The organism is Yoonia sp. SWMV100, assembly GCF_056108365.1.
The window spans coordinates 431855-457375 of record NZ_JBWBAQ010000004.1; the positions used below are offsets into that span (position 1 = coordinate 431855).

Annotated in this window: 22 protein-coding genes and 1 tRNA gene; 13 read left to right on the forward strand and 10 right to left on the reverse strand. The window is 56.6% G+C overall.

Going from position 1 to position 25521, the window contains the following annotated elements; translation table 11 throughout:
- Positions 1 to 4 precede the first annotated feature (4 nt).
- From ACXJGX_RS11240 to glmM, 5 genes are all read left to right on the forward strand, one after another.
- The gene (locus ACXJGX_RS11240) at positions 5 to 2557 is read left to right on the forward strand and encodes a putative PEP-binding protein (RefSeq protein WP_474781634.1); all 2553 of its coding nucleotides are present in this window, start codon (positions 5 to 7) and stop codon (positions 2555 to 2557) included.
- Positions 2558 to 2741: 184 nt separating this feature from the next.
- On the forward strand, positions 2742 to 3410 hold the full coding sequence (locus ACXJGX_RS11245) for a cell wall hydrolase (RefSeq protein ID WP_474781636.1): 669 nt from the start codon (positions 2742 to 2744) through the stop codon (positions 3408 to 3410).
- A 98-nt stretch (positions 3411 to 3508) separates the two neighbouring features.
- Positions 3509 to 4426 carry a dihydroneopterin aldolase gene (locus ACXJGX_RS11250; RefSeq protein WP_474781637.1) on the forward strand — a complete coding sequence of 306 codons (918 nt, stop codon included), beginning with the start codon at positions 3509 to 3511 and terminating at the stop codon, positions 4424 to 4426.
- 7 nt (positions 4427 to 4433) lie between these two features.
- Positions 4434 to 5447, forward strand: coding sequence for a dihydropteroate synthase (folP, locus tag ACXJGX_RS11255; RefSeq protein ID WP_474781639.1), 1014 nt, complete (start codon positions 4434 to 4436; stop codon positions 5445 to 5447).
- Positions 5444 to 6787 (forward strand): phosphoglucosamine mutase, encoded by a 1344-nt coding sequence (glmM, locus tag ACXJGX_RS11260; RefSeq protein WP_474781641.1) that lies wholly within the window; start codon positions 5444 to 5446, stop codon positions 6785 to 6787. Before folP ends, glmM begins: the two co-directional genes overlap by 4 nt.
- Positions 6788 to 6813: 26 nt before the next feature.
- Here glmM and ACXJGX_RS11265 read toward each other — a convergent pair whose 3' ends face one another.
- On the reverse strand, positions 6814 to 7089 hold the full coding sequence (locus ACXJGX_RS11265) for a hypothetical protein (RefSeq protein WP_474781643.1): 276 nt from the start codon (positions 7087 to 7089) through the stop codon (positions 6814 to 6816).
- Between the two features lie 175 nt (positions 7090 to 7264).
- A complete protein-coding gene (locus ACXJGX_RS11270) occupies positions 7265 to 8182 on the reverse strand; it encodes a DMT family transporter (protein WP_474781645.1) in 918 nt (305 codons plus the stop codon).
- A gap of 109 nt (positions 8183 to 8291) precedes the next feature.
- Here ACXJGX_RS11270 and ACXJGX_RS11275 point away from each other — a divergent pair, with 109 nt between their 5' ends.
- On the forward strand, positions 8292 to 9716 hold the full coding sequence (locus ACXJGX_RS11275; protein WP_474781920.1) for an aldehyde dehydrogenase family protein: 1425 nt from the start codon (positions 8292 to 8294) through the stop codon (positions 9714 to 9716).
- A gap of 80 nt (positions 9717 to 9796) precedes the next feature.
- Here the strand turns inward: ACXJGX_RS11275 and ilvC are convergent, their stop codons facing one another.
- Positions 9797 to 10819, reverse strand: coding sequence for a ketol-acid reductoisomerase (gene ilvC / locus ACXJGX_RS11280; protein WP_474781647.1), 1023 nt, complete (start codon positions 10817 to 10819; stop codon positions 9797 to 9799).
- A gap of 136 nt (positions 10820 to 10955) precedes the next feature.
- Here ilvC and ACXJGX_RS11285 point away from each other — a divergent pair, with 136 nt between their 5' ends.
- Together ACXJGX_RS11285 and ACXJGX_RS11290 are read left to right on the forward strand one after the other, a co-directional pair.
- Entirely contained in the window at positions 10956 to 11411 is a 456-nt protein-coding gene (locus tag ACXJGX_RS11285) for an Lrp/AsnC family transcriptional regulator (protein WP_474781922.1), read from the forward strand.
- Positions 11408 to 11860 (forward strand): Lrp/AsnC family transcriptional regulator, encoded by a 453-nt coding sequence (locus ACXJGX_RS11290; RefSeq protein WP_474781649.1) that lies wholly within the window; start codon positions 11408 to 11410, stop codon positions 11858 to 11860. The genes ACXJGX_RS11285 and ACXJGX_RS11290 overlap by 4 nt, the downstream gene beginning before the upstream one ends.
- Here the strand turns inward: ACXJGX_RS11290 and ACXJGX_RS11295 are convergent.
- Positions 11857 to 13050 carry a UbiH/UbiF family hydroxylase gene (locus tag ACXJGX_RS11295; protein ID WP_474781651.1) on the reverse strand — a complete coding sequence of 398 codons (1194 nt, stop codon included), beginning with the start codon at positions 13048 to 13050 and terminating at the stop codon, positions 11857 to 11859. The genes ACXJGX_RS11290 and ACXJGX_RS11295 overlap by 4 nt on opposite strands.
- Before the next feature lie 38 nt (positions 13051 to 13088).
- Positions 13089 to 13736, reverse strand: coding sequence for a pyrimidine 5'-nucleotidase (locus ACXJGX_RS11300; RefSeq protein WP_474781653.1), 648 nt, complete (start codon positions 13734 to 13736; stop codon positions 13089 to 13091).
- 101 nt (positions 13737 to 13837) lie between these two features.
- Between ACXJGX_RS11300 and ACXJGX_RS11305 the strand changes: the two genes are divergently transcribed.
- A complete protein-coding gene (locus ACXJGX_RS11305; protein WP_474781655.1) occupies positions 13838 to 14491 on the forward strand; it encodes a GntR family transcriptional regulator in 654 nt (217 codons plus the stop codon).
- Here ACXJGX_RS11305 and ACXJGX_RS11310 read toward each other — a convergent pair.
- On the reverse strand, positions 14445 to 16331 hold the full coding sequence (locus ACXJGX_RS11310; protein ID WP_474781657.1) for a glycosyltransferase family 2 protein: 1887 nt from the start codon (positions 16329 to 16331) through the stop codon (positions 14445 to 14447). The genes ACXJGX_RS11305 and ACXJGX_RS11310 overlap by 47 nt on opposite strands.
- Positions 16332 to 16394: 63 nt before the next feature.
- Positions 16395 to 17540, reverse strand: a complete 1146-nt coding sequence (gene carA, locus ACXJGX_RS11315; RefSeq protein WP_474781659.1) for a glutamine-hydrolyzing carbamoyl-phosphate synthase small subunit — start codon at positions 17538 to 17540, stop codon at positions 16395 to 16397.
- A gap of 173 nt (positions 17541 to 17713) precedes the next feature.
- Here carA and ACXJGX_RS11320 point away from each other — a divergent pair, with 173 nt between their 5' ends.
- Positions 17714 to 18175, forward strand: a complete 462-nt coding sequence (locus tag ACXJGX_RS11320) for a GatB/YqeY domain-containing protein (RefSeq protein ID WP_474781661.1) — start codon at positions 17714 to 17716, stop codon at positions 18173 to 18175.
- Here ACXJGX_RS11320 and ACXJGX_RS11325 read toward each other — a convergent pair.
- Positions 18172 to 18744: a DUF2244 domain-containing protein gene (locus tag ACXJGX_RS11325; protein WP_474781663.1), complete on the reverse strand. Its 573-nt coding sequence runs from the start codon at positions 18742 to 18744 to the stop codon at positions 18172 to 18174. The two genes, ACXJGX_RS11320 and ACXJGX_RS11325, sit on opposite strands and share 4 nt — an antisense overlap.
- A gap of 31 nt (positions 18745 to 18775) precedes the next feature.
- A complete protein-coding gene (ctaD, locus tag ACXJGX_RS11330) occupies positions 18776 to 20449 on the reverse strand; it encodes a cytochrome c oxidase subunit I (RefSeq protein WP_474781665.1) in 1674 nt (557 codons plus the stop codon).
- 357 nt (positions 20450 to 20806) lie between these two features.
- On the opposite strand from ctaD, the gene ACXJGX_RS11335 reads away from it, so the two are divergent.
- Positions 20807 to 23197 (forward strand): Hint domain-containing protein, encoded by a 2391-nt coding sequence (locus ACXJGX_RS11335; protein WP_474781667.1) that lies wholly within the window; start codon positions 20807 to 20809, stop codon positions 23195 to 23197.
- A 118-nt stretch (positions 23198 to 23315) separates the two neighbouring features.
- Here ACXJGX_RS11335 and lipB read toward each other — a convergent pair whose 3' ends face one another.
- Positions 23316 to 24089 carry a lipoyl(octanoyl) transferase LipB gene (gene lipB, locus ACXJGX_RS11340; protein WP_474781669.1) on the reverse strand — a complete coding sequence of 258 codons (774 nt, stop codon included), beginning with the start codon at positions 24087 to 24089 and terminating at the stop codon, positions 23316 to 23318.
- Positions 24090 to 24101: 12 nt separating this feature from the next.
- Between lipB and ACXJGX_RS11345 the strand changes: the two genes are divergently transcribed.
- A tRNA-Leu gene (locus ACXJGX_RS11345) sits at positions 24102 to 24188 on the forward strand.
- Between the two features lie 335 nt (positions 24189 to 24523).
- Positions 24524 to 25471, forward strand: a complete 948-nt coding sequence (locus ACXJGX_RS11350) for a GAF domain-containing protein (protein ID WP_474781671.1) — start codon at positions 24524 to 24526, stop codon at positions 25469 to 25471.
- Positions 25472 to 25521: the final 50 nt, after the last annotated feature.

Here is a 25521-nt window from a genome sequence, read left to right on the forward strand (position 1 = left end):
CGCAGTGCAGCAACAGACTGAAATCGCGCCTTTGACGTTGATTACCCCGACCGCACCAATGTCCGCACAGGTGCATGGCGGTCGGGCAAAATGTCTGCAACGCCTGATCCGGCTGGATTTGCCGGTGCCGATCACCGTGGCGCTGTCTTTTGGCGCGATGCGCGATATTGCCGCGGGGCAGATGCCGGATATGGCCACGCTGCTGGCCCCGTTTGGCCCGGCGCCGCTGTTGTCGGTGCGGCCGTCCAGCCTTGACCCCGATTGGGGCGGACCAAGCGCGGTTCTGAATGTCGGCATGAATGACGCGCAGCTGGCGCAATTGACGGATCAAATCGGTGAACGCGCCGCGATCGCGCTGTATCTGCGGTTTGTGCAATCTTATGCTGTGCATGTGGCGCGGTTGGACCCGGATGAATTTTATATGCCCGATGTGCCGGATGCCGCCAGTCTGAAGGCCATGCTCAGCACGTATGAATTCGAAACCGACGCGGCGTTCCCGCAAGACCCCGCCGTGCAGTTGGCCGAAGTGTTGCGGTCAATGGCGCGCGCTTGGGATGGCACCACGGCGCGTTTGCTGCGCCAAGCCAAAGGCGCGCCGATTGATGCGGGTCTTGGGTTGGTTGTGCAAGCCATGGCCTTGGGCCTTGGTCCGGGCGAATGTGGCACGGGCGTTATCGAATTTGTGGATACGTTCAGCGGCGCACCCAAAGTGGTTGGTCGTTACCAGAACCAAAGTATCGGCGGTGATGGCCGCCGCGAGACGGAAGCGGCGATGTATCTGACCTGTGACCCGCGTGGTCCGTCGCTTGAGGATCGCTGCCCTGACGTATTGGCGCGCCTGATTGCGGCGGGGGGGCTGATCCGTCGCAAGTTGCGCGAAGAAATGCAGATCAAGTTTTCGGTCCAGAACGGGGGGCTGCACATTCTGGATGCTGTGCGCGTGCAGCGGTCGTCACGCGCATCTGTTCAGATTGCCGTGGCACTGGCCAACGACGGGATCATTGCGCGCGAAGAAGCGGTGATGCGTGTTGAACCTGCGGCGCTGTCGGAATTGCTGCACCGTCAGGTGGACCCGCGCGCAAAGCGTGACCTGATCGTGCGCGGAATTGCAGCCAGTCCCGGTGCTGCCGCAGGGCAGATTGTGCTGACCGCAGAAGAGGCACAGGCCAGCGCATCGCGTGGCGAGCCGTGTATTCTGGTCCGGCGCGAGACAACCCCGGAAGATATTCGCGGTATGCACGCCGCCCAAGCCGTGCTGACGATGCGTGGCGGTGTCACCAGCCACGCGGCGGTGATTGGCCGCGGTCTGGGTCTGCCTTGTGTTGTGGGGGCGTCCGCGTTGTCGATTGACCGCAAAGCCCGTGTTATTTACGGCCCTGATGGCCGCAAATTTGCGGCTGGTGACATGATTACCGTCGATGGGACGACCGGGCAGATACTGGCCGGCGAGGCGCCCATGCTTGAGGCGGCGCTGGATGACGGGTTTCAGACCCTGCTCGAATGGGCTGATGTGTTTCGCGATATTGGCGTGCGCGCCAACGCCGACACGCCCGCTGATGCGGAAGCGGCCCGGAATTTCAAGGCAGAAGGCATCGGGTTGTGCCGGACGGAACATATGTTCTTTGAAGGTGACCGGCTTGGTGTGATGCGCGAAATGATTTTCGCAGAAGGGTCGGATGATCGCCGCGCCGTGCTGGACCGTTTGTTGCCGATGCAGCGTGACGATTTCCAACAGTTGTTCACGATCATGGCAGGCAAGAACGTTTGCGTCCGCCTGTTTGACCCGCCTTTGCATGAATTTTTGCCCGCTGACAAAGCAGGCCTGCGCGATTTGGCAGAGCAGTTGGCATTGCCAGTCCCTGAAGTGGTCCAGCGGGTCAATGCGTTGACAGAATACAATCCGATGTTGGGGATGCGCGGTGTCCGGCTTGGCATCGCGATCCCCGAGATTTATGACATGCAAGCGCGCGCGATTTTCGAGGCAATGGTCGCCGTGGGCAAGGCGGGCATCGATATTTCCGTCGAAATTATGATCCCGCTGGTCAGTGCGATGCGCGAAGTCGAGTTGGTCAAAACCAGACTGGATGCGGTAGCCAGCGCAGTGCGCGCCAAAAGCAAGGTGCCGATCGAATTCAGTTTGGGTGTCATGGTCGAAACGCCGCGGGCGGCGCTGCGGGCACAGGACATTGCGGAACATGCGTCGTTCTTGTCATTCGGTACCAACGATTTGACCCAGATGACCTATGGGTTGTCGCGCGATGACGCTGGCCGCTTTATGTCGGCATACGTTCAGCAGGGTGTTTACGCCGAAGATCCGTTTCATACTTTGGACGTCGAAGGCGTCGGCGAACTGATCGCGATGGGCGCCGAAAGGGGGCGCTTGGGTCGCAAAGATGTGATTCTTTCGATCTGCGGAGAACACGGAGGAAGCCGAACAGCGATCGCATTTTGCCGAAAACATAATTTCGATTATGTTTCGTGTTCACCGTTTCGTGTACCCGTTGCACGGCTTACTGCGGCACAATTGGCCCTTAGCGACAAAACGTTCAGCCGCTAATTGTGCAAAACTATTGATGTCTTTTGCCACTCGGCGCTGCGGCGCCATAAATGTTACATTTTCGCGCGGACCGTTGCCCGGTTTTTGACTCTACGTAACGCAGGGTAGACGCATGGCGATCTTTCCCCTAAAGACACCCTCGCCGACGTGGGGCTAATCCGCGTAGTCTCCTGGACGGGAAGTAATGTCATTTTGTAAATCAGTATTTGCCGCAGTAACTGCGGTGTGTTTTTCGGTTGCGGCCTCTCATGTTGCAGCTGACGAATTGATGGCAAGCCGCTTGGGCGCAATTTTGGGGCAAGAACGGCAAGCGCTGTCCGTCGTTCCCGATAGCCGCCTCAATCTTTTGACAAGCCTGCCGTCTGCTGATGAACGTGGTGTCGAAACCCATTCGGGTGAAATTTATGATAGCAGTTATCTTGCGTCCCAACCGACCGCACTTGGTGGTGCAGAGTGGGAATGCCTTGCCGAGGCGCTTTACTTTGAAGCACGCGGCGAAACTGTTGAAGGTCTGTTTGCCGTTGGTGAGGTGATCCTGAACCGTGTCGACAGCAGTGCCTACCCAAGCACAGTCTGTAATGTCGTTAACCAGGGAACCGGCCGCCGCTATGCCTGCCAGTTTACGTTCACCTGTGACGGCCATGCCGAGGTGATCAATGAACCCCGTGCTTGGGAACGTGTTGGCAAAGTCGCGAAAATCTTGATCGATGGCGCACCGCGCGTTTTGACCGGCGGCGCAACCCATTACCACACAAAGCAAGTCAGTCCATCATGGGCGCGCCGTTTCCCCCGCACGGCAACCATTGGGTCGCATTACTTTTACCGTCAGCCTGTCCGCACTGCCTATCGCTGATGCCGCTTGCGGCGTGACGAGGGTCGCGGCAGTGGTTGTGTGATTGCTGCTGTCCCTATATCTGGGCACCAGATGACACCGAACGACGGGACGGCACAATGACCGACGAAATCCGCCTTGCCTTTGCGCACCCCAGTGAGCGGGCAGAGGCCAGCAGCCAAGCGCCTTGTGACCGCATTTCCTTGCGCGATTATATTGTGCAAGTCGAAATCGGTGCGTTTCAGCAAGAACGCGGCACATTACAGCGCGTACGATTCAATGTGGTTGTCGAAGTTTCGCCCTTGGGGGTGATCGACGACGACGTTGACCGAATCCTGTCCTATGACAAAGTGACCGAAGCCATCGGGACCGAACTGCATGCAGAGCGGATCAACCTCTTGGAGACACTTGCCGCGCGCGTCGCAGAGCGTATCCTGCTAGAGCCGCAAGCCGAGCGCGTTTTTGTGCGCATTGAAAAGCTGGATCGCGGCCCATTTGCGTTAGGCGTCGAGATTGTTCGTGCGCGCGGTGGCGCTGGCGGTAGCGAACAAACCCACGCCGAAGCGCCGCATCCGCGTGTGGTTTACCTGTCGACGTTGGCGCAGGCGTCGGGGCATTTATCGGGTTGGATCGATCAACTGTCCGCGTTGGATGCCCCGCTGATCATCTGTGTCGGCCCCGCTGATTTACCCGCGCCACAAGCTGAAAACGCCCTGACCCAGCGCCGCATTGATTTGCTGGCGATGGAGCAAAATGCATGGGTATTGGCGGGGCGCGACAAACGATGCATGGTTGTCGCGACGCGCACAGAGCTGGATTGGGCAATGAAAAACAAACAAATCTGCGTTTGGGCCCCGTCGAAGATCGTGCTTGATGCTGTCGATGGTCCGTCGGCCAGCCCGCGCGACAGCGTGGATTTGGTCGCATGGTTTGCCCAGCAGATGAAAGCGCAGGAATTGCTTGTTATTGGTGCCAACGCCCCGGCGGCACAAGTGCCGGTGCGGGTTGCTGACGTCAACGCAGCCAGTTTGGTTTAAACTTAGCATGAATGCTTACTATCAGCCGATTGTCAGAATGGGATGCGTGAAAAGCACGCATTCCCAATGGCTTGCGGGTGGTACTTGTTGGTTTGATCAGGTGGTGATCCATCAGCGCGGAACCAAAACCCGTACCGCGCCTTTGCACGATGTCCCCGCCGAGGTGCTGGAAAGATTGACAGCACCACGGGCGCCGATCTCGGGAATGATGATGGATGCCCCGCGCATCATGGGCATTCTCAATGTCACCCCTGACAGCTTTTCGGATGGCGGCAGGTTCACCGCCTGCGACCGCGCTGTCGATCATGCGATAGCAATGGTCGGGCAAGGTGCGGATATGATCGATGTCGGCGGCGAAAGTACGCGACCCGGCGCCCTGACCGTTAATCTTGATGACGAAATCGCACGTACTGCCCCGGTGATTGCCGCGATCCGTGCGCAAAGCGACGTGCCGATTTCGATTGATACGCGCAAGGCGGCGGTGGCGCGGGCCGCGATTATGGCTGGCGCGACCCTGATCAACGATGTCTCGGCATTCAGCTATGATCCGGCGTTGGCGCAGGTTGCGGCACAGTCCGGACGACCGGTCTGTCTGATGCATGCCAAGGGTGACCCCGAAACAATGCAGCAAGATCCACGCTATGATGATGTCTTGCTGGACGTCTATGATTATCTTTCTGCGCGGATTGATCTGGCGGTTGCCGCTGGCGTGTCCCGGGCGCAGATCGTCGTTGATCCGGGCATCGGCTTTGGTAAGACGATGGATCACAATTTGGCATTGTTGCGCGGACTGGCGCTGTTTCACGGTTTGGGATGCCCGGTTTTGTTGGGGGCGTCGCGCAAGAAATTCATCGGGACAATCGGCGGCGGCGCGCTTGCGACTGACCGCACGGCAGGGTCAGTGGCCGTGGCGTTACATGGGGCACGGCAGGGGGTGCAAATCTTGCGTGTCCACGATACATTTGAAACCAAACAGGCGCTTGACCTGGAATGGGCGATCAACGGGGCAGACCGATCATGACACGTAAATTTTTTGGTACCGATGGTGTGCGCGGCAGGGCGAACACCTATCCGATGACCGCAGATATGGCCTTGAAAATTGGCTGTGCCGCAGGGCGCTATTTCCGCAACGACGGATCAAATGGCCACCGCGTCGTGATTGGCAAGGATACCCGCCTGTCAGGTTACATGTTTGAAAACGCATTAACGGCAGGTTTGACCAGCACGGGCATGAATGTCCTGTTGTTGGGACCGGTGCCCACGCCAGCGGTGGGCCTGCTTACCACGTCAATGCGGGCGGACGTTGGCATCATGATTTCCGCCAGCCACAACCCGCACTATGACAACGGAATCAAATTTTTTGGCCCGGACGGTTTCAAGCTTTCTGATGCCGCCGAAACGCAGATCGAGGCCCTGATCGAAAGCGTGATCGAACCCGCGCAGGCCAAGAATATTGGCCGGGCAAAACGGATTGACGACGGGCGTTTCCGCTATGCCGAACGGATCAAGGCGACCTTTCCAAGCGGGATGCGTCTGGATGGGCTTAAGGTTGTGATCGATTGTGCCAACGGTGCTGCCTATAAGGTCGCGCCAGAGGTCCTGTGGGAATTGGGCGCGACCGTGATTCCGGTGGGGGTCTCACCGAACGGGGTTAATATCAACGATGGTTGCGGGTCGACCAATACAGCGCTGGCAGCGGAAACGATCCGCCGCGAGGGCGCCGATATCGGGATCTGTCTGGATGGTGACGCCGATCGCGTCATGATCTTGGACGAAAACGGTCAGGTCGCCGACGGAGATCAACTGATGGCGCTGCTGGCAGGCCGTTGGGCGGATCAGGGACGGTTGAATGGTGGCACGCTTGTCGCCACTGTTATGTCCAATCTCGGACTAGAGCGGTATCTGGAAGGGCGCGGTTTGCACCTTGCGCGCACGGCAGTCGGTGACCGTTATGTGGTCGAGGCGATGCGCGCGCATGGCTGGAACCTTGGCGGTGAGCAGTCAGGCCATATTGTCATGACCGATTACGCGACCACGGGTGATGGTCTTCTTGCCGGATTGCAGTTTTTGGCGGCAATGATCGAGACGGGCCAAAAGGCCAGCGCGCTGTCACAGATTTTCACCACCGTACCGCAAATGTTAAAAAATGTGCGCTATGCTGCCGGGCAGGACCCGCTGTCAGCGGCGGCGGTACAGGCAGCGATTTCCGGCGCCGAGGCCGCATTGGCGGGCAAGGGGCGTTTGCTGATCCGCAAATCCGGCACTGAACCGTTGATCCGTGTGATGGCCGAATGCGAAAACGAAGCGCTTCTCGCGCAAGTCGTCGACGGTATCGTCGCCGAGGTGGCGGCGGCGGTGTGACGCCGCGCCTGTGGGCGTCATGCCGGCTATGGTTGCCCCACAACCTCTGACAAAAGACCGCTGACCACGTCACCTTGCGCAACGGATAGCTTTGGCGTTTGGGGGGTATCGGCGTTGATCAACCCCGCGGACTGAAACTGTTCGAACTGTGTATCGGTCAGCACGTAATAGCTGTCGGTCATAAAGCCATTTTCAGCAAGGGCGTAACCTTCAAGCGAGCGCCAGAAGTTTACGATAATAACGGCGTTGGTTTTCACAAGATGACACAGTGACATGGTTACGCCATCGTTCTCGATCTGCATCGGTGCAACAAATAGCAATTCTTCGCTTGCCGCATATCCGCCGCGCCGAACCTTGGCAGGTGTGCCAAAGGAGAATACAAAAATAATGACAATTCAGCCTGAAAATCAAAACCGCATATTCGTGTCCCCGTTAATATCAAAATATTATTGGCGGCCCATTCCGTCGACATTGTGGCTAAGTCTTGGTCAGATTTCCCGCAAACAGTGTTTTCCGCAGGGTGTCGTATTGGCTGATGGCCAAGCCGCACAAGATCAGAACCAAGGCGGCGAAGAACCGCAGCGGCAGGGTTTCATTCAGGATGAGTGCGCCAAATAGGATGGACCAGACCGGGACTTGGTAGTTCACCAAGGTCATAAATACCGAACCCGCGCTGCGGATAATCAGGACCCGGATCAGTGCGGCAAGCGCTGTTGGGACAAATCCCAGAAAGACGATGGCTATCATTGACGCAGGTGAACTGACGGCCGGGATACCTTCGACGATCAGCATGGTAGGGATCAGTGCGCTGGCCCCGACGCAAAGCAGCAATGCAGTCATGGTGATCGGATCGATCGGCGGGCATCGCCGTGTCATCACGCTTGAGATGGCGTAAGACAATGCAGCGGCAAGGCACGCGAGCTGTCCCAAGGGGGCAAGACCAGTGCCAATCTGGAATACACCGGGGCCAATCAGAACGCTGGCGCCGATGAAACCCACGATCACGCCGACCACTTTGCGAAGATGCATTTTCTCATCAGAAAACACATGCGCCAGCGGCAGGACGAAGAGCGGTAAGGCCGCCATCGAAATTCCCGCAAACGCCGAGGGCACATATTGCTGCCCCCAACTGAGCAGCGCAAAGGGCAGGGCGGTATTCAGCAGCCCGATCAGAACCAGATATTTCGTCATTTGGGGTGTTAACCGTGGCAGGGGGCGCCGTAGCGTCCGCATAAGAACAAGCATCGCCAATGCGCCAAGCGTGGTGCGTGCGCATGCCACAGTCAGCGGCCCGTAACCCTGAAGCGCGATTGATACCACCATGAATGTGCCGCCCCAGATCAGGCCAAGGGCCGCAATTGACAGCCAGTTTTGAACGGTGGGTTGCGTTGTCATCGTGCATTGCTCCGGGTCAGATCGATCCGTGTTTGATCCGCATCCCCGCGACTGGCAACCCAGAAATCGCGTTATTTCCTGCCGTTCAGTGACGTAAGGTTTTGCTTGCCTGACCACTTGTGATCAAAACAATGCGGCTATGACTGATGTGAAAGCAATTTTTGATGCACAAGCCGCGCAGGTCACGCCCCGCCGCGCACAGTTTGATCACAAAGGCCGCCTTGCGGCCCTGACTGCCCTGAAGCAAGCCGTGATCGCCCGCGAGGATGCGATAATCGCGGCTTTGGCGCAGGATTTTGGCAAGCATCCCGCCGAAGTCCGATTGACCGAAATTCTGCCCGTCATCCAAGAGATCACCCATGCACAGCGCCACCTGCGTCGCTGGATGCGGCCACGTCGTGTTTGGTCTGGCGTCACGATGGTCGGGACCACTGGACAGGTGCAGGCGGTGCCGAAGGGTGTCGCGCTGATCATCGCACCATGGAATTTTCCGTTTATGTTGGCAATCGGGCCTCTGGTATCGGCGCTGGCTGCAGGCTGTAGCGCAATACTTAAACCCTCCGAAATGACGCCCGCGACAAGTGCCTTAATCGCGGCTTTGGTTGCTGACTGTTTTGCGCCTGATCTGGTTGCGGTGGTGCAAGGCGGCCCAGACGTGGCAAACGACCTGCTGGTGCTGCCCTTTGATCATATTTTCTTTACCGGCAGCCCTGCCGTGGGAAAGATCGTAATGGCAGCTGCGGCCAAAACTTTGACGCCTGTCACGCTTGAACTTGGCGGGAAATCCCCGGTGGTTGTGGGTCCGGACGCGAACGTCGCGCAGGCAGCCAAGTGGATTGCATGGGGTCGGTTCATGAATGCCGGGCAAACCTGCGTCGCGCCGGATCATGTTTTTGTGCACGATAGCGTGTCTGAGGCGTTCACCGATGCGCTGCGCGCCCGGATCGCAACAATGTATGGTGACGATCCGATTGCGTCCCCGGCGCTGGCACGGGTTGTAAATATCCGGCATTGGGATCGGTTGCGCGGGCTGATTGCAGACGCAAAAAGCAAGGGCGCAGTGGTCATTGGCGGGACCGCCGATGCCCAGAGCCGGAAGATCACACCGACGATCCTTTTGAACACCACTGCCAACATGGATGTGTCCACGACGGAAATCTTTGGCCCTGTCTTGCCGGTGATCCCCTATCGTGAACTGGATGTCGTGCTGGCGCAGATCAATGACGCACCGCATCCGCTTGCGCTTTATGTTTTTGGCGGTCGGGCGCTGGCAAAAAGGGTTATCGCGGCGACGACGTCAGGCTCTGTGGGGGTGAATCTCACGGTCCTGCCATTTTCACACCCAAATTTGCCGTTTGGTGGGGTTGGTCAATCCGGGATGGGGGCGGCGCATGGTGCCACAGGTTTTGCAGCGTTTAGTCATATGCGCCCCGTATTACAGCAACGGTTTCTGCCGATGGCGCTGATTTTTCCGCCATACGGGCGCCGGGTAACACGTCTTGTCGGGCTGATTTTGCGGCTTGTACGTATGTAATAGCGGACAAGATAAAGGCCCGATCAGCGATCGGGCCTTTATGCAAACTTGTGGGCCAGCGCCCACCCAAACGGTCAGGCTTAGTTTTTCGCTTTGTCGACCATTTTGCCAGCCGAGATCCAAGGCATCATGGCGCGCAGTTTGCCGCCGACGATTTCGATCTGGTGTTCGTCGTTTGCACGACGTGAGGCTTTCAGTGTTGGCTGGGCCACAGCGTTTTCCAGCATGAAGTCGCGCACGAATTTGCCTGTCTGAATGTCGGTCAGCACGTCTTTCATGCGCTGCTTTGTTTCAGCGTATGGCAGAATGCGCGGGCCAGACACGTATTCGCCGTATTCCGCAGTGTTCGAGATCGAATAGTTCATGTTGGCGATGCCGCCTTCATAGATCAGATCCACGATCAGTTTGGTTTCGTGCAGACACTCGAAATAGGCCATTTCAGGCTCGTAGCCAGCTTCGACCAGTGTCTCGAAACCCATGCGGATCAGTTCAACGATCCCGCCGCAAAGAACAGCCTGTTCGCCGAAGAGGTCGGTTTCGCACTCTTGACGGAAGTTGGTCTCGATGATGCCAGAGCGACCGCCGCCGATGCCAGAGCAATAGGACAGGCCAATTTCCATGGCTTTGCCGGTTGCGTCTTGATGTACGGCAACAAGGCAAGGCACGCCGCCGCCTTTGGTGTATTCGCCGCGCACGGTGTGGCCTGGGCCTTTTGGCGCCATCATGATGACGTCAACACCGGGCTTGGTTTCGATCAGGCCAAAGTGAATGTTCAACCCGTGGGCAAAGGCGATCGCGGCACCGTCACGGATGTTGTCATGCACATATTTCTTGTAGGTTTCCGCCTGCAATTCGTCGGGCATCGTGAACATGATCAGGTCAGCCCAAGCCGCAGCTTCGGCAATGCCCATAACCTTCAGGCCTTCGCCCTCGGCTTTGGCTTGCGAAGGCGAACCTTCGCGCAGAGCAACAGCAAGGTTCTTCGCACCCGAATCGCGCAGGTTCAGCGCGTGTGCGTGGCCTTGGCTGCCGTAGCCAAGAATGGCGACTTTTTTGTCTTTGATGAGGTTCACATCGCAATCGCGATCGTAATAAACGCGCATGGTGGCGGTCCTTTGGTTTGGGTTGTCCTGTCGCGCTTTATAGCGAGCCGTTGCACGAAAGGTGAGAGTGGAATTTCATATATTTGAACAAATAAGCAGATTGTTATTCGTCTTATTCGTGAATATCATGTTTTTTATGCTTGATGACATTGATCGCCGTATTTTACGCCTGCTGCAAAGCGACCCCGCGCAACCGCTACCGGAATTGGCGGCACTGGCGGGATTAACCCCGGCACGCGTGACCCGCCGTTTGGACAGATTGCGCCAAGACGGTGTTTTGCAAGGAAGCCGCGCCGTGATTGACTGGCGAGTGTTGGGGTACGCGATCGAGGTCAGCTTGCGCGTGACGTTGGATAAGACCGTTCCGCGCGCCTTTGACGAATTTATGGCCGCGGCACGCACTGTCCGTGCCGTGATTGAAATGCAGACATTTCTGGGGCGGGTGGATGTCCGGTTATCATTGATCGCGCGCGATCTGCTCGATTACCAACGGATTTACCGCGATGAAATCCTGACCCTACCGCATATCGCAGATATCGAGGCCTTGATGACTGTTGCGCAGGTCAAGAATAACGAAAGCCTGCCACTATGACCTTGGACGACATCGACCGTGCGCTGCTGCGGGCGGTGGTGGTGAACGCGGATCAGTCGACCACGCAGTTGGCGCAAAAGCTGGGGCTTAGTCAGCCTGCGGCATGGCGCAGGCTGCGGCGATTACAGGACGCGGGCGTGATTGCCGGGCGTCGTCTGGTACTGAATGCTGAAAAGGTCGGGTTTGGCGTGACGGTGTTTTTGGGCATCAAGCTGGCCACAAAGGGCCGGATCAGTCTGGAAGACTTCGAACGGATCGTATCCGCGATCCCCGAAGTGCAATCCGTAGAGCATGTATTGGGCCTGTATGATTATCGCTTGCGTGTCGTTGCCCGGGACTTGGCCGATTTCGAGCGCGTTTTGCGCCGTCGTGTCATGACCATATCGGGTGTCGGAAATGTTGAGGCGAATGTTTTGCTGTCCGAAGAACGGCTCTTGGGTCCGCTTTAGCGACCCGCGCCAAGACCGAGTTCCATCAGTTTACGCCTGACAGGCGTGAGCCCATACAGCATCTGGATGCCCTTGGCGCGCAGATCTTGGGCAAGGGGTCCACCTGCGATGGATGCCCGATTAAGCAGGTCAATTCCGGTGATCCGTAGCTTGATATCGGGGTGGCGGGCGCGGGCGTAGGCATCAAGCATTTTTTGACTGCCCAAGGTGTCGCGATTGGCGCTGGCCAGATCCAGCAGGCACGACAGGTCGCGCAGTGACATGTTCAGTCCCTGCGCGCCAATGGGGGGCATGACGTGCGCGGCCTCGGCGACCAGCGCGACACGCGGGGCTGTGATTTGGTCGGCGACTTGGCTGATGATCGGCCAGACAGATCGTGGCGATACCAATGAAAGGGGGCCATAGATACCACCAGAGCGGTCAAGGGCCGCCGCCTCGAATGTTGGCACGTCGCATTTCGAAAGGCGCAGGGCCTCTGGGCCGTGTTCCATCCAAACGACGGCAGAACAGGGTTTGCCGTTGTGGTCTGGCAGCGGAACCAACGTGAAGGGGCCGCCATCACGGTGGACCTCGGTTGACACGTTGCAATGGGGTATGTCGTGGGTCACTGCAAAGGTAACAGCTTTTTGCCCATAGCGTTTCGTGCGGACGCCGATGCCGGCAATGCTGCGTACGGGCGATCCGCGCCCATCGGCGCCAATCACCAGTTTGGCGTCGATTTGGCTGCCATCTGAAAAGGTCACAATTGCGGACTCTGTGCGCGCGACCATCGACTGAAACCCGATGCCCGGCCGAAAATCAACGTTTGGAAGGGCGGACAGGCGCGCCACCATTTCACGGCGTAAAAGCCAGTTGGGCAAGTTCCAGCCAAATGGTTTATCGGAAATATCGGCGGCATCAAAGTCACGCACGATCTGCGGATCAGCGGCGGCATCGACGATCCGCATGATCTGCAAAGGCGCGGCAAAGGGGGCAAGCCGGTCCCAGATACCTGCGGTGTCAAGGAAGGCTTGGGCCGGCTGTAAAAACGCTGTGGTCCGCAGGTCGGCGCCTGCGGCGTCGTTTGTGGTCACGGGCGGGGTGGGGTCAATGATCGTGACAGAAAACCCGGCTGTGCCATAAGCCGCCGCAGCGGTTAGCCCGGCCACGCCGCCGCCCGAAATGACGATATCTGTTGATTTGCGTTCCATGCCACATACATAGGCCGATCATGCCTGGCCGAAAAGGGTCAGCGGCGCAACTGCGACAAGAAAGCCAGAAGATCGGTCGTGTGGTGGTGGATATGGGGGGCAGCGGTTGCGACATCGTGCACATGCACCGTGCGCATCCCCAGCGCGTGGGGTACCGCAAGGTTGCGTGCCTCGTCTTCGAACATGGCGGCGCGCGTTGGTTTCACGGCGGCCAAGTCAAACACTTTGGCAAACCCATCTGCGTGCGGTTTTGCGACAAAATTCGCCTGTTCCATCCCGTAAACTGCGTCAAATGCATGCGATAGGCCGCGCGCCTGCAAGACCCGGGTCGCATGGTTGTGCGATCCATTGGTGTAAACGATCTTGCGGCCGGGCAGGGTGCCGATTGCCTCTGCCAAGTCAGGCGCGGCGGTCAGGTGCGAGATGTCGATATCGTGGACATCCGCCAAGAAATGCGCGGGATCAACGTCGTGTTCGGCGATCAACCCGGCAAGCGTCGAACCGTGTGATTGCCAGTATGATTTAGCCAATTGCGTCGATTTATCCGCATCAAACCCTGTGACCCGCATGACATAAGCGGCAAAGCGGGGGTCCATCAGGCCAAACAGATCCGCCGACGGATGGTAAAGCGTGTTATCAAGGTCAAAGACCCATGTATCCACATGTGTAAAATTTTCAGCAACCATAACGCCACACTATGCGTCTGTGCCGGACCATGCAATCGCATTGGGTTGATCGCAGGTACAAAGCGGGGGTAGTGTCGGCGCACACATTAAGGCCAGATGCTATGCATGACCCGCGCGTCAACAATAAAGATGCTTACGCCCTCATTCTTGAGGCGATTGACAGCCATATATATAAGCCTGGTGACAGGCTGGTAGAAAGCGAACTCGCGGAGCGGTTCGGGGTGTCCCGCACGCCGATTCGTGAGGCTTTACAGCGGCTTGAAACGCAGTCTTTGTTGTCGCGCGATGGCCGGTCATTGATTGTTGCGTCGTTGGATCACACCCAGTTGTCGGAACTTTATGTTGTGCGCGGCGAACTCGAGGGGTTGGCGGCCCGGCTCGCCGCACGTCATGCCGCCCCGGAAGAGGTCAAAGTGCTGCAAGATATGTTGGCTGACGATATGAAACTAGTTGGTGACCCCGTCGCATTAAGCCGGGCCAACCGGCGGTTTCATAAGCAAATCCACCTTGCATCGCATAACCGATTTTTAGTGCAGCAATTGGATTTGGTGCATCGGTCGATGGCCCTGCTTGCCACGACATCGCTTGCGGCCGAAGGGCGCACGGTGGAAACCTTGGAAGAGCACGCCGCGATTGTGGCTGCGATTGCTGCGGGTGATGGCGAGGCCGCGTACCGTGCCTTGCGCGACCATATTTCAGAGGCTTTTGTCACGCGGTTGCGGCTTGATGCTCAAGCAGTTGAGGCGGCGTTGTAGCGGCCTTGGGTAGTAATACGCCATGGGCGGTTTTGTCCCAATAAAATGGTTTGGTGACGAGCTCCCAAAGCCCTTTGTAGGCGGCTAATGCGCCCAGCGGGAAGTACAATGGCAAGGTCAGCGCCCACTTGGTCAGCCATGTCCGTTTGGCTTTTTGTAATCCCACAAGCGCGACGCAAAACCCGACGCATTCCGACGCAATGAAAAGTCCGGTCAGTGCCCAGAAGGCGGCGGTTGGCATCACCTGCTGAAGTGGGTGCGGGAAGCCTAAGGTCGGCAATATGAAGCTCCATAAAAACGGGGCCAACACAAATTGCGACAGCGTTCCTAGAAACAAAATTTGGACACCGAAAAATCGCCACGCCCCAAGGTCACGCCAAAGCTGCAGTGGATGACGCATATGGACGCCATAGGTGATGGCATATCCCTTTAGCCAGCGCGAACGCTGTTTTACCCACGGCCATGCGCGTCCGTTTGCTTCCTCTTCGGTGACGGTGTCGATCAACTCTGTGCGATAGCCATGCCTCGCAAGTCGAATGCCGAGATCTGCATCTTCGGTAACATTATGCGCATCCCATCCGCCCAGACGATCCAGCGCTTCGCGCCGGAAGAAAAGGGTGGTGCCACCAAGCGGGACCGCCAGCCCCATTCGCTGTAGGCCAGGTAAAATGACCCGGAACCAACCAGCATATTCGATGGTGAAACAGCGCGTAAGCCAGTTTGAAGAGGCGTTATAATAATCCAACTTGCCTTGCAGGCACGCAACTTCGGGCGCGCATTGATCAAAGCGCTGTGCGACCACCATCAATTGATCCTGCGCGGGGGCATCCTCGGCGTCCCAGACTCCGATGATACTGCCCCGCGCAAAGTCGAGAGCGTAATTCAGGGCGCGCGGTTTGGTTTTAATTGATCCGCGCGGAACGATGATCGGACGAATCCAAGTGGGAAGAACGGTGCGGCCCAGTGTGGCGCGGGTGGTTGCGTCAGACTCCTCTAGCACAAGGCAGATGTCGAGCAAGGCGTGCGGGTAATTCAATGCGTTCAACCGCGCCAGCAAATGCTCTGCAATAGCGGTTTCATTGTATAGCGGGACCATCATGGTGATGGTAGGAAGGCGGCGCGGGGGAACATTGGGAATGCTTTCGGGCTTTTCTCTCCAGCCGATGACAGCGGCCACCGCTTTCAAGAGGGTGCTCACCGCGAGCGTCACGACGGCCCAACCTGCAAGGATAGCGAAACTCATCAGCGGCCAGTTGATCGTCAACGCTATCAGAAAGATCGCGGCAGCGATCCCGCGTTTCGGGCGCCAATTCCGACAACTTTCATGCGCGGGTGTGCGCGTTTCAGCGCAATCCACCAGTGTCGATTTACTGGTGCTGGCCAAACTATGGCAGAGCTGCTCATCGGTCGCGACGGCCATCCTGACGGGGCCGAACAGGTGTGTCAGGCGCGCGATATGCCTGTCGAACTGATGCGGAATAGACGACAGGACCACCGTATGTGCCCCTATTTTTCGCCAAGGTAAAACACCGTGTTGCAGACAATCTGCCGGACCATACGCAAAAACGAGCGTGGGGTCAGGCGGGGAGGAAACCGGGTTGATGATTTGCGCACCTGTTGTCTTGGCTTGTGCCAAAGCAATCGAATAATGCGACAATCCAAAGCTTTTGGTCAGCACATCCGCAATAGGCGCGTTCAAACGCTGTGCCATGCCTTCTGCCGCTTGCGCATTTTCGGGGGAAATCAGCGCCTGCAACACAAGTTCTTGGGTAAGAGATACGCCAAATTCTGTGTTGTTTACGTTTTCACTTTGCAGTGGCGCGCAATTGACCTGCGGCATGTTCACCTCGTTAAATCGACAAGGTGACCATGCAGCGCAGAGATTAAAGTTCAATTAAGTCAGTTATTGTTCTTGTGCATCCATCGCGGCGGCAAAGCGTTCGAACAGATAGTAGCTGTCTTGCGGCCCCGGGCTTGCTTCGGGGTGATACTGCACGCTGAACACAGGCCGGTTTTCGACCCGAATCCCGCAGTTGCTGCCATCGAACAGCGACACATGCGTTTCTGTGACACCGGCTGGCAACGTCTGTGCATCAACCGTAAACCCATGGTTCATAGACGTAATTTCGACCTTGCCGGTTTCATTGTCTTTGACAGGGTGGTTGGCGCCGTGATGGCCGTGGTTCATCTTGATCGTCGTTGCACCAAGCGCAAGTGCCAGCATCTGGTGTCCGAGGCATATCCCGAAAACCGGTAGATCAGCGTCCAACACGCCTTTGATCATTGGCACGGCATAGACACCTGTTGCCGCTGGATCGCCTGGGCCATTGGACAGAAAAACGCCCGCAGGGTTTAGCGCAAGCACCTCTTCTGCGGTTGTGGTCGCGGGCATGACTGTCACATCACAGCCAACGCTGGCCAAGCAGCGCAGGATATTGCGCTTTGCGCCAAAGTCGATCGCGACGACCTTATGGCGTGGTGCGGTTTGTGTCGTATAACCTTCTGGCCAAGCCCACCGCATTTCATTCCAGTGGTATGATTGCGCGCAAGTGACATCCTTGGCCAAATCAAGCCCTTCGAGACCCGCAAAACCGCGTGCCTTTTGCACGAGCGCGGCAATGTCAAAGTTGCCGTCGGGGTCATGCGCCAATGCCACATGGGGTGCGCCCTGCTGACGGATTGCGCGGGTCAGGCGGCGGGTGTCGATGCCGCCCATCCCGATCCGGTTGCGTTTCGCCAGCCATCCGGTCAAATCCTCGGTGGCGCGCCAGTTCGATGGCTCTGTCGGGTCCCATTTGACGACCATTCCCGCGGCAACGGGATCTGCGGTTTCATCGTCTTCTGGGGTAACGCCGGTGTTGCCGATATGCGGGAATGTGAACGTCACGACCTGGCCCGCATAAGACGGGTCCGTCATGATTTCTTGGTATCCGGTCATTGCTGTGTTGAAGCACAGCTCTGCCACTGTTTCGCCAATCGCCCCGAAGCCGACACCATAAAAGATCGTGCCATCCGCAAGCGCCAAGCAGGCCGTTGGTTTGAGCGTCATAACATGTCTCCGATCAGTCAAATTGGGCCGGGTTTACGGGGGCAGGCCCGCAGGGTCAAGGCCGGATCGCGCCCTTGCAAACAAGGCATGACGTTGCGCAAGCCGTGCTTGTCTTACGCTAACAGTCACAGTATGATCACCTTTCGTTTGAAGCTTCGTGATCGGGAAAACTCATGAACATGCGCGACCGGGTCAATCAGGCCCTAAAGGATGCGATGAAGTCGAAAGAGGCAGACCGTCTTTCGACATTGCGGCTGATGAATGCTGCGATCAAAGACAAAGATATTTCACTGCGTGGGACAGCCAACGAAGAAGGCGGTGTCAGCGAAGACGACATCTTGGCGATCTTGGGCCGGATGGTAAAGCAGCGCCAAGAAAGCGCGCGCGCTTACGAAGAAGCAGGACGCCTTGAGCTGGCAACCAAAGAGTTGGCCGAAATTAAAGTGATCGAAGAGTTTTTGCCGCGCCAACTGTCCGCTGCCGAGGCTGAAAAAGCCGTGGATACCGCGATTGCCGATGTCGGCGCACAGAGCATCCGCGACATGGCCAAAGTCATGGCCGCCCTGAAATCCAAATACACCGGCCAGATGGATTTCAGTAAAGCAGGGCCTTTGGTGAAATCACGATTGGGCTAAATTGGCCCGCGAAACGCGCCTTGGATTTCGCTGTAAAGCCGGGCTCGTTCATCAACGTCCAGAAACGCACCCAATTCGACAGTGCGGTCACCACCGCGCAGTGTGATGTAGTTTTCGACAGGCCCACCTTTAGGGTGGAGTTCGATGGTCACCCAATAACGGTTCGCCCGCCATGTTTGGTGGTCGCCGCGCGGGCTTTGACGCACAAGATATGCCATGGTGTCATCGACGTGCAGTTCTTCGAGCACCGTACCTTGGTCGTAGCTAATTTCGATAGCGTACCACAGTCCGGAAAACACCAATAAGACAAATGGCAGGATAAACCAAACTGCCCCTGTCCCAAGCAGTGCCAGAAGTGGCAGCAGGGTAAAGCCCGCGGTTGCCCCCATGAAAGCCACAAAGTGTTTGCGCAGCAACGAACGATATGGCCAGAGCGACAGCCGCCAATTTGGGTCGGTTGATGAAGGTTTGCGCGTCCATTCGTAAGGCATGACCACATAATAACAAGGCTGCATTACGCCGCCAATGGGCATTGATGTCGCGGCTGAAAACGAAAAAAGGCCCCACATTTCTGCGGGGCCTTTGTAATTGTGTGCTGCCTTAGTGGGCGTGCGATTTGTCCCAGTCTTCCTGCTTTGGAAGCGTCTCGAATGTATGCTCTGGCGGTGGGCAGGGCAGTGTCCATTCAAGCGTGTCAGCAAATTCGTTCCAAGGGTTGTTCACGGTCACACGTTGGCCTTTCAACAGGGTGTATGCGATCACGCCCAAGAAAAACACGAATGATGCGAATGACAGGAACGCGCCCCAGCTTGATACATAGTTCCATGTCGCAAATGCTTCTGGATAGTCGATGTAGCGGCGTGGCATGCCCTGACGTCCCAGAAAATGCTGTGGGAAGAATGTCAGGTTTGCGCCAATGAACATCATCCAGAAGTGCAGCTTGCCCGCCCATTCCGGCGCCATGCGGCCCGAGAATTTCGGCAGGTAGAAGTAGATACCTGCAAAGATCGAGAAAACAGCACCCAAAGACATAACATAGTGGAAGTGCGCCACAACATAGTAAGTGTCGTGATAAACGCGGTCGATCCCGGCTTGCGACAGGACGATCCCCGTCACACCACCCACGGTGAACAAGAACAAAAACCCAAACGCCCAAAGCATCGGCGTCTTGAATTCAACCGAACCGCCCCACATGGTCGCAATCCAGGAAAAGATTTTGACCCCTGTCGGCACCGCGATCACCATTGTCGCCAGCATAAAGTAGGACTGCTGTGTCAGCGACATGCCCACGGTGTACATGTGGTGCGCCCAAACAACGAAGCCCAGCACACCGATCGCAACCATTGCGTAAACCATTGGCAGGTAGCCAAAGATAGGCTTGCGCGAGAAGGTTGCGATGATGTGGCTGATGATCCCGAAACCGGGGATGATGATGATGTAAACTTCGGGGTGACCGAAGAACCACAGGATGTGTTGATACAAGATCGGGTCGCCGCCACCCTCTGGCTGGAAGAATGTTGTGCCAAAGTTACGGTCTGTCAGTAGCATGGTGATGGCACCAGCAAGAACAGGCAGGGCAAGAAGGATCAGCCACGCGGTCACAAAGATTGACCAGGCAAACAGCGGCACCTTGTGCAATGTCATACCGGGCGCGCGCATGTTCAGGAAGGTTGTGATCATGTTGATCGCACCCAGGATCGATGACGCACCAGAGAGGTGGACCGCAAAGATCGCAAGGTCCATCGACATGCCCGTTTCCGAAGTCGACAGCGGAGGATAAAGAACCCAACCGACACCGGAGCCAAGCTGACCATCACCCCCGGGTGATAGCATGGATGCAACACCCAGCGCTGCACCGGCAACAAACATCCAGTAGGAAAGGTTGTTCAAACGGGGGAACGCCATATCTGGCGCGCCGATTTGCAGTGGCATCAAGTAGTTGCCAAACCCACCGAACAGGGCCGGAATAACCACGAAGAACATCATCAGAACGCCGTGATAGGTGATCATCACGTTCCAAAGATGGCCGTTTGGTGAACATACCTCTGCGCTGTTGGCGATGAAACGTGCGCCCTCAAGACACATGTATTGCACGCCTGGGTGCATCAGTTCGAGCCGCATATAAACGGTGAATGCGACCGAGATAAAGCCCAGCGCACCTGCGGTGAACAGGTACAAGATCCCGATATCTTTATGATTTGTCGACATAAACCACCGGGTAAAGAAGCCCCGGTTGTCTTCGTGTGCGTCGCCGTGGATGGCTGCGTCCGCCATTGTGGCTCTCCTCGTGTTGGCTACTCTTGAAAAGCGCCGATTCCGAAGAATGACGCAAGATTGATCTGGTTCTAGTCTGTTGCAGGTAAAGGGGCAATAAAGGATGCGCTTTTCGGCATGGGATATATTGGCGCAGGGTGTGCGGTGTTTCGGTACGGGATCCGCGGCCAGCATCCTGATCTTTAGGCTAGGTTGCAGTTACTGAACCAAAATTTTAGGGAACGATTGGTGGGGTGCGGCCATGAAAAGTGGCTTGTGATCAATTAGGGCAACATTTAGGGCGCGTGTTTACCTGCTACTTATAAAATCCTGTCAGACTGTGCTTTGGTCAGTTGTCGTCGTTGAGAGAGAGTTTTGATGTCTACCGTTTTTGAAGCCACCGCCGTCGCAACGTTCGACAACCCTGCCGGCGGCAACTATCAGCGTATCTTTGACTTTGGCACGGGACCTGGCGGGTCCAATGATGAAATTTGGCTGGGGCAAATTGCCAACACAAATACGATCGCGCTTGAGGTTTACGATGACGGTGTGCGTTACCGGCTAGAAGTCCCGAACGCGATTGTTGCGGGTGAAACGGCCACTTGGAACGTCACAATCAGCGATACTGGCCGATATACGATCTTTAAAAACGGCGTTCAAATTGGCACGCAGGATTTCGGCGTAGCTGCGGTACCAGACGATGTGCCGCGCGATTCCAACCTGATTGGACAGTCGAACTGGCCGGATACAGATTTGATCGGCAGCGTCGATTCGCTGACCGTCACGACCACCTTCGACAACGGTATCAACATCACCGACACGCAGTCGCTTCAAATGGTCGATGACCTGACGTTGACGAACGCTGATGAGCTTATTGATGCGTCGGGAACAACATCAAACCTGACCGCAGATGGCAGTGGTGGCGACGATACAATTATTGGCGGTTCGGGTGACGATACGCTGACCGGCGGTGCAGGTGAGGATTCGGTAACAGGCGGTGGCGGTAACGACACGCTGACCGGCGGTGACGGAAATGACACGTTATCGGGCGGGACGGGGAATGATACGCTGATCGGAGACGGCGGGACGCCGGGGCCGACGACCGCCGTTGATTACGGTGATATCCCAGACCCGAGTGGCGACGGTAGTCCCATCGATTTCTTCGATGATGTGTCAAACGGATTTACAGTCAACGCGGGCAATGTCGATGTTACGTATGCGTTCCAAGATACCTCAGCAGGTGGGATCGCGACGTTCAATTACAACGATTCTGAGGTGCAATACACTGCGGGACTTGATGACGAAGTATCGAACACCACCATTTCGATTGGCGGAGGCGCGACGAGCGCAGGCGTAACCCCGACCTCGACCACGACGATTTCTTTTTCGCCAGAAAACCCAGATGTGCCGGACGAGGTCGAAAACGTTTCATTTCGCATCAATGACATCGATGATGCAAACTGGCGCGATGTTATTACAATTACGGCCATTGATGCAGACGGGTTGCCGGTAACCGTCACGTTGACCGGCGGATCGAATATGGTTCTGTCTGACAGCAATGGGGATGGGGTTAACGATACAGCGACTGCGCTGAACAACAACGTAAACCTTAACCCCGACAATGCCAACGGATCGTTGATGGTCCAAATTGCCGGTCCCGTATCGCAAATTTTCATCAGCTATGCCAACGGTGAAACCGCGGGTCAGCGGGTTGAGCTGACTGAACTCAGCTTTGATCCGGTGTCATCTGGGTCTGATGACATTCTGGACGGTGGCGCGGGCAACGACACGCTGATCGGCGGTCTGGGCGCAACAACCGCAACGGGCGGTGATGGTGATGATACCTTTATCTACACCAACGGCGAAGACCTGACGATCACCGATTTTGGCGCAGGCGCGACCAATGCGGATGATGATTTCGACACCAACAACGATTATATCGACCTGACACCTTATTACACCAACCAAAAAGAGTTCGAGGCCGACCTTGCGGACGGCGTTCTTGACCAGATTGGTGTCGGTGTGGATGCCAGCGACAACATCGCACTGACCGGCACGATTTCTGGTCTGACGGGATTGAACGGTGTGACCGCATCGGAACTTTGGCAACAGACCGGAATCACCTGCTTTTCCGCGTGCACCTTGATCGAAACGCAACATGGTTTGAAACAGATCGAGACGATTTCAGTCGGTGACCTTGTGATAACCGCAACCGGTCAGGCACGCAAAGTGCGCTGGATCGGTCAGCGTCACGTCACCCACGAGGAGTTGACCCAGAACCCAAAGCTACGCCCGGTGCGTATCACCAAGGGGGCCCTTGGAAATGACCTGCCGATTCAGGATTTGCTGGTTTCGCGTCAGCATCGTATGCAGGTTTCGTCCAAAATTGCCGAACGCATGTTCGGGACTTCTGATGTATTGGTTTCTGCAATCAAGCTGATCGATGTTCCCGGTATTTTTGTGGATGAAGACGTGACCGAAGTCACTTATTTTCATCTTCTGTTTCAACACCACGAAATCATTATTGCGAATGGCGCGCCTTCAGAAAGCCTGTTCACCGGCCCTCAGGCCCTGCTGTCTGTATCACAAGAAGCGCGTGACGAGATTTTTGAATTATTCCCCGTGATGCAGGATCTCGATTATACCTGCCATCCGGCGCTCCCTTTGATCCCCGGTGCCAAGCAACGTATTTTAATTGCCCGCCATGTCAAAAACGATAAGCCTTTGCTTGACGGGCTGGCCGATGCGGACACGCGTGCCGTGGCATAGCGGAGCGGAAAATGGCCAGAAAGTGCAGCAATCGCTGTTTCCGTTCGGGAACCGGCCGCTGTTCCGGCGTCGACGGTAAGCGTCTGAAACGGGGCCAGCCGGTGGATTGAAATGCAGTCTAGGCGATCTGATCAAACGCTTGACGCAGAGCCACATCAAAATCTGTCATGGTGACAGGCAATCCCAGGTCAACAAGGCTGGTCACACCGTGTGTGCTGATCCCACACGGCACAATTCCGTCAAAATGGCTGAGGTCGGGGTCGACGTTGACGGATATACCATGAAAACTGATCCATTTGCGCAGTCGAATGCCCAACGCGGCAATCTTGTCTTCCGCAATGCTACCGTCGGCTTGGGTCGGCTTTTCTGGTCGCTGCACCCATACGCCAACGCGACCTTCGCGGATTTCCCCTTTGACGTTGAATGTATCAAGCGTCGCAATCACCCATTTTTCCATATCTTTCACGAATTGACGCACATCACGCCCACGCTTGCCGACATCCAACATCACATAGATCACGCGCTGCCCGGGGCCGTGATACGTATATTCGCCACCACGGCGAGCCTCAAAAACCGGAAATCGGTTGGGGTCGATCAGATCAGCGGGCTTTGCCGATGTCCCTGATGTATAAAGGGGCGGATGTTCGAGAAGCCAAATACATTCATCCGCCGTCCCTTTCGCAATCGCGTCCACGCGCGATTCCATAAAGTCGAGCGCGCTTTGATAGTCGGTTAAACCATCAGAAATGACCCATTCCACCATCAGCTTCTCTCCTCGTTTGATCACTGATATGGCGCTCGCGCCATGAAATGTCACCCCCTGCATGTTGCGTGCAGCGTTCTGTACGTTTTGCCCCTTGGCAAGCCGTGATCCCTGTTCTAGAAGCGCCACAGCTTATGACTTGCGGTCGTGGCGGAATTGGTAGACGCGCAGCGTTGAGGTCGCTGTGAGGTAACACTCGTGGGGGTTCGAGTCCCCCCGACCGCACCAAATCTCGTCTTTTTCAGAAACTGCCTCATGACGTGGGGATCTGGATTTTTCTGACAGATTGCCGAGCACATTGAAAATCATTCATTACAAATATCTTCGGCTTTGAAGCAAGCGACTAGATATTTTGATCATCGCACCCGCCAAACGTGGGATAGGTGATGAAATGTCATGCGCGGCTTTGGTTGTGATGTTCCGTACCAGTGCAAAGCTGGGCTTCGCAATCAACAGGCTGCGGATCGGTGCCGTTGATTGCTGATGTTATGTGTTGCCTGTTGCGTCTGTATTGGGTCTAATCCAAATCGTGACGGGAGGAGGGGAGGAAAATGCCAAATCGGATGACACATGCGGACATGGTGCTGGAAGCGGCGCAATCCTCTTCGGCCGGGGCGAAGTCGAGGGTGGCGGCAAGCTGGCATCGTTCTGTTAGCAAATACGGTTTGGATCCAAACGAGCGCCGCTCTCCTGCGCGGATCGAACAGACAACCTTGAATTATCGGCGCGCAGAGCTTGAAAAGCTCATGACCGCAGCAACCCCCCGATTGGATGCCCTGTTTTCGCTGATCGGTCAGTCCGGTTGTGCCGTGTTTCTGACCGATGTGGATGGGGTAATCTTGGATCAACGCCTGTCGCCAGCCGATGCCCCTGCGTTTGAAGCATGGGGGCTGAGTTCGGGCGCAGACTGGAGCGAGCAGCGTGAAGGAACGAACGGTATCGGGACATGCCTGACCGAGCAGCGGCGTGTCATCATTCATCAAGACGAACATTTTTATACCCGCAACATCGGGATGAGCTGTATCGACGCGCCGATTTATGGCGAAGAGGGGCAGATCCTTGGTGCGCTTGACCTGTCGTCAGCGCGCGCTGACCAGACCGAGGCGTTCAACCGGCTGATCGCGGCCCAGGTTGCGCAAACAGCGCGGGCGATCGAGGCCGCGCATTTTCGGGCATCTTATGCGTCGGCACGTATTATCGTGGTCGAGGGCGATGATGCGGATGCCGCCACGTTGTTGGCGATCAATGCGAATGATCTTGTTATCGGTGCTACCCGTGAGGCGCGGCGCGTTTTTGGTTTGAACCGCAACGGCGCCTTGGTTGCCCGCCCCGCCGCGGATATTTTGGGCCGCGAGGACGGTTCAACGGGCTTTGAAAAGGCACAAAAGGATGCGGTGATTCGTGCGCTGGCCCGCGCCGGAAACAATGTTTCGGAGGCCGCGCGGCAGCTGGGTATTGGCCGCGCCACCTTGTATCGCCGGATTAAACGGCTTGGTCTCGACAATCGTTAGGCGCACCTGTCTCAGTTCTGGGACAGTATGAAAGCGCAGATTGATACGCC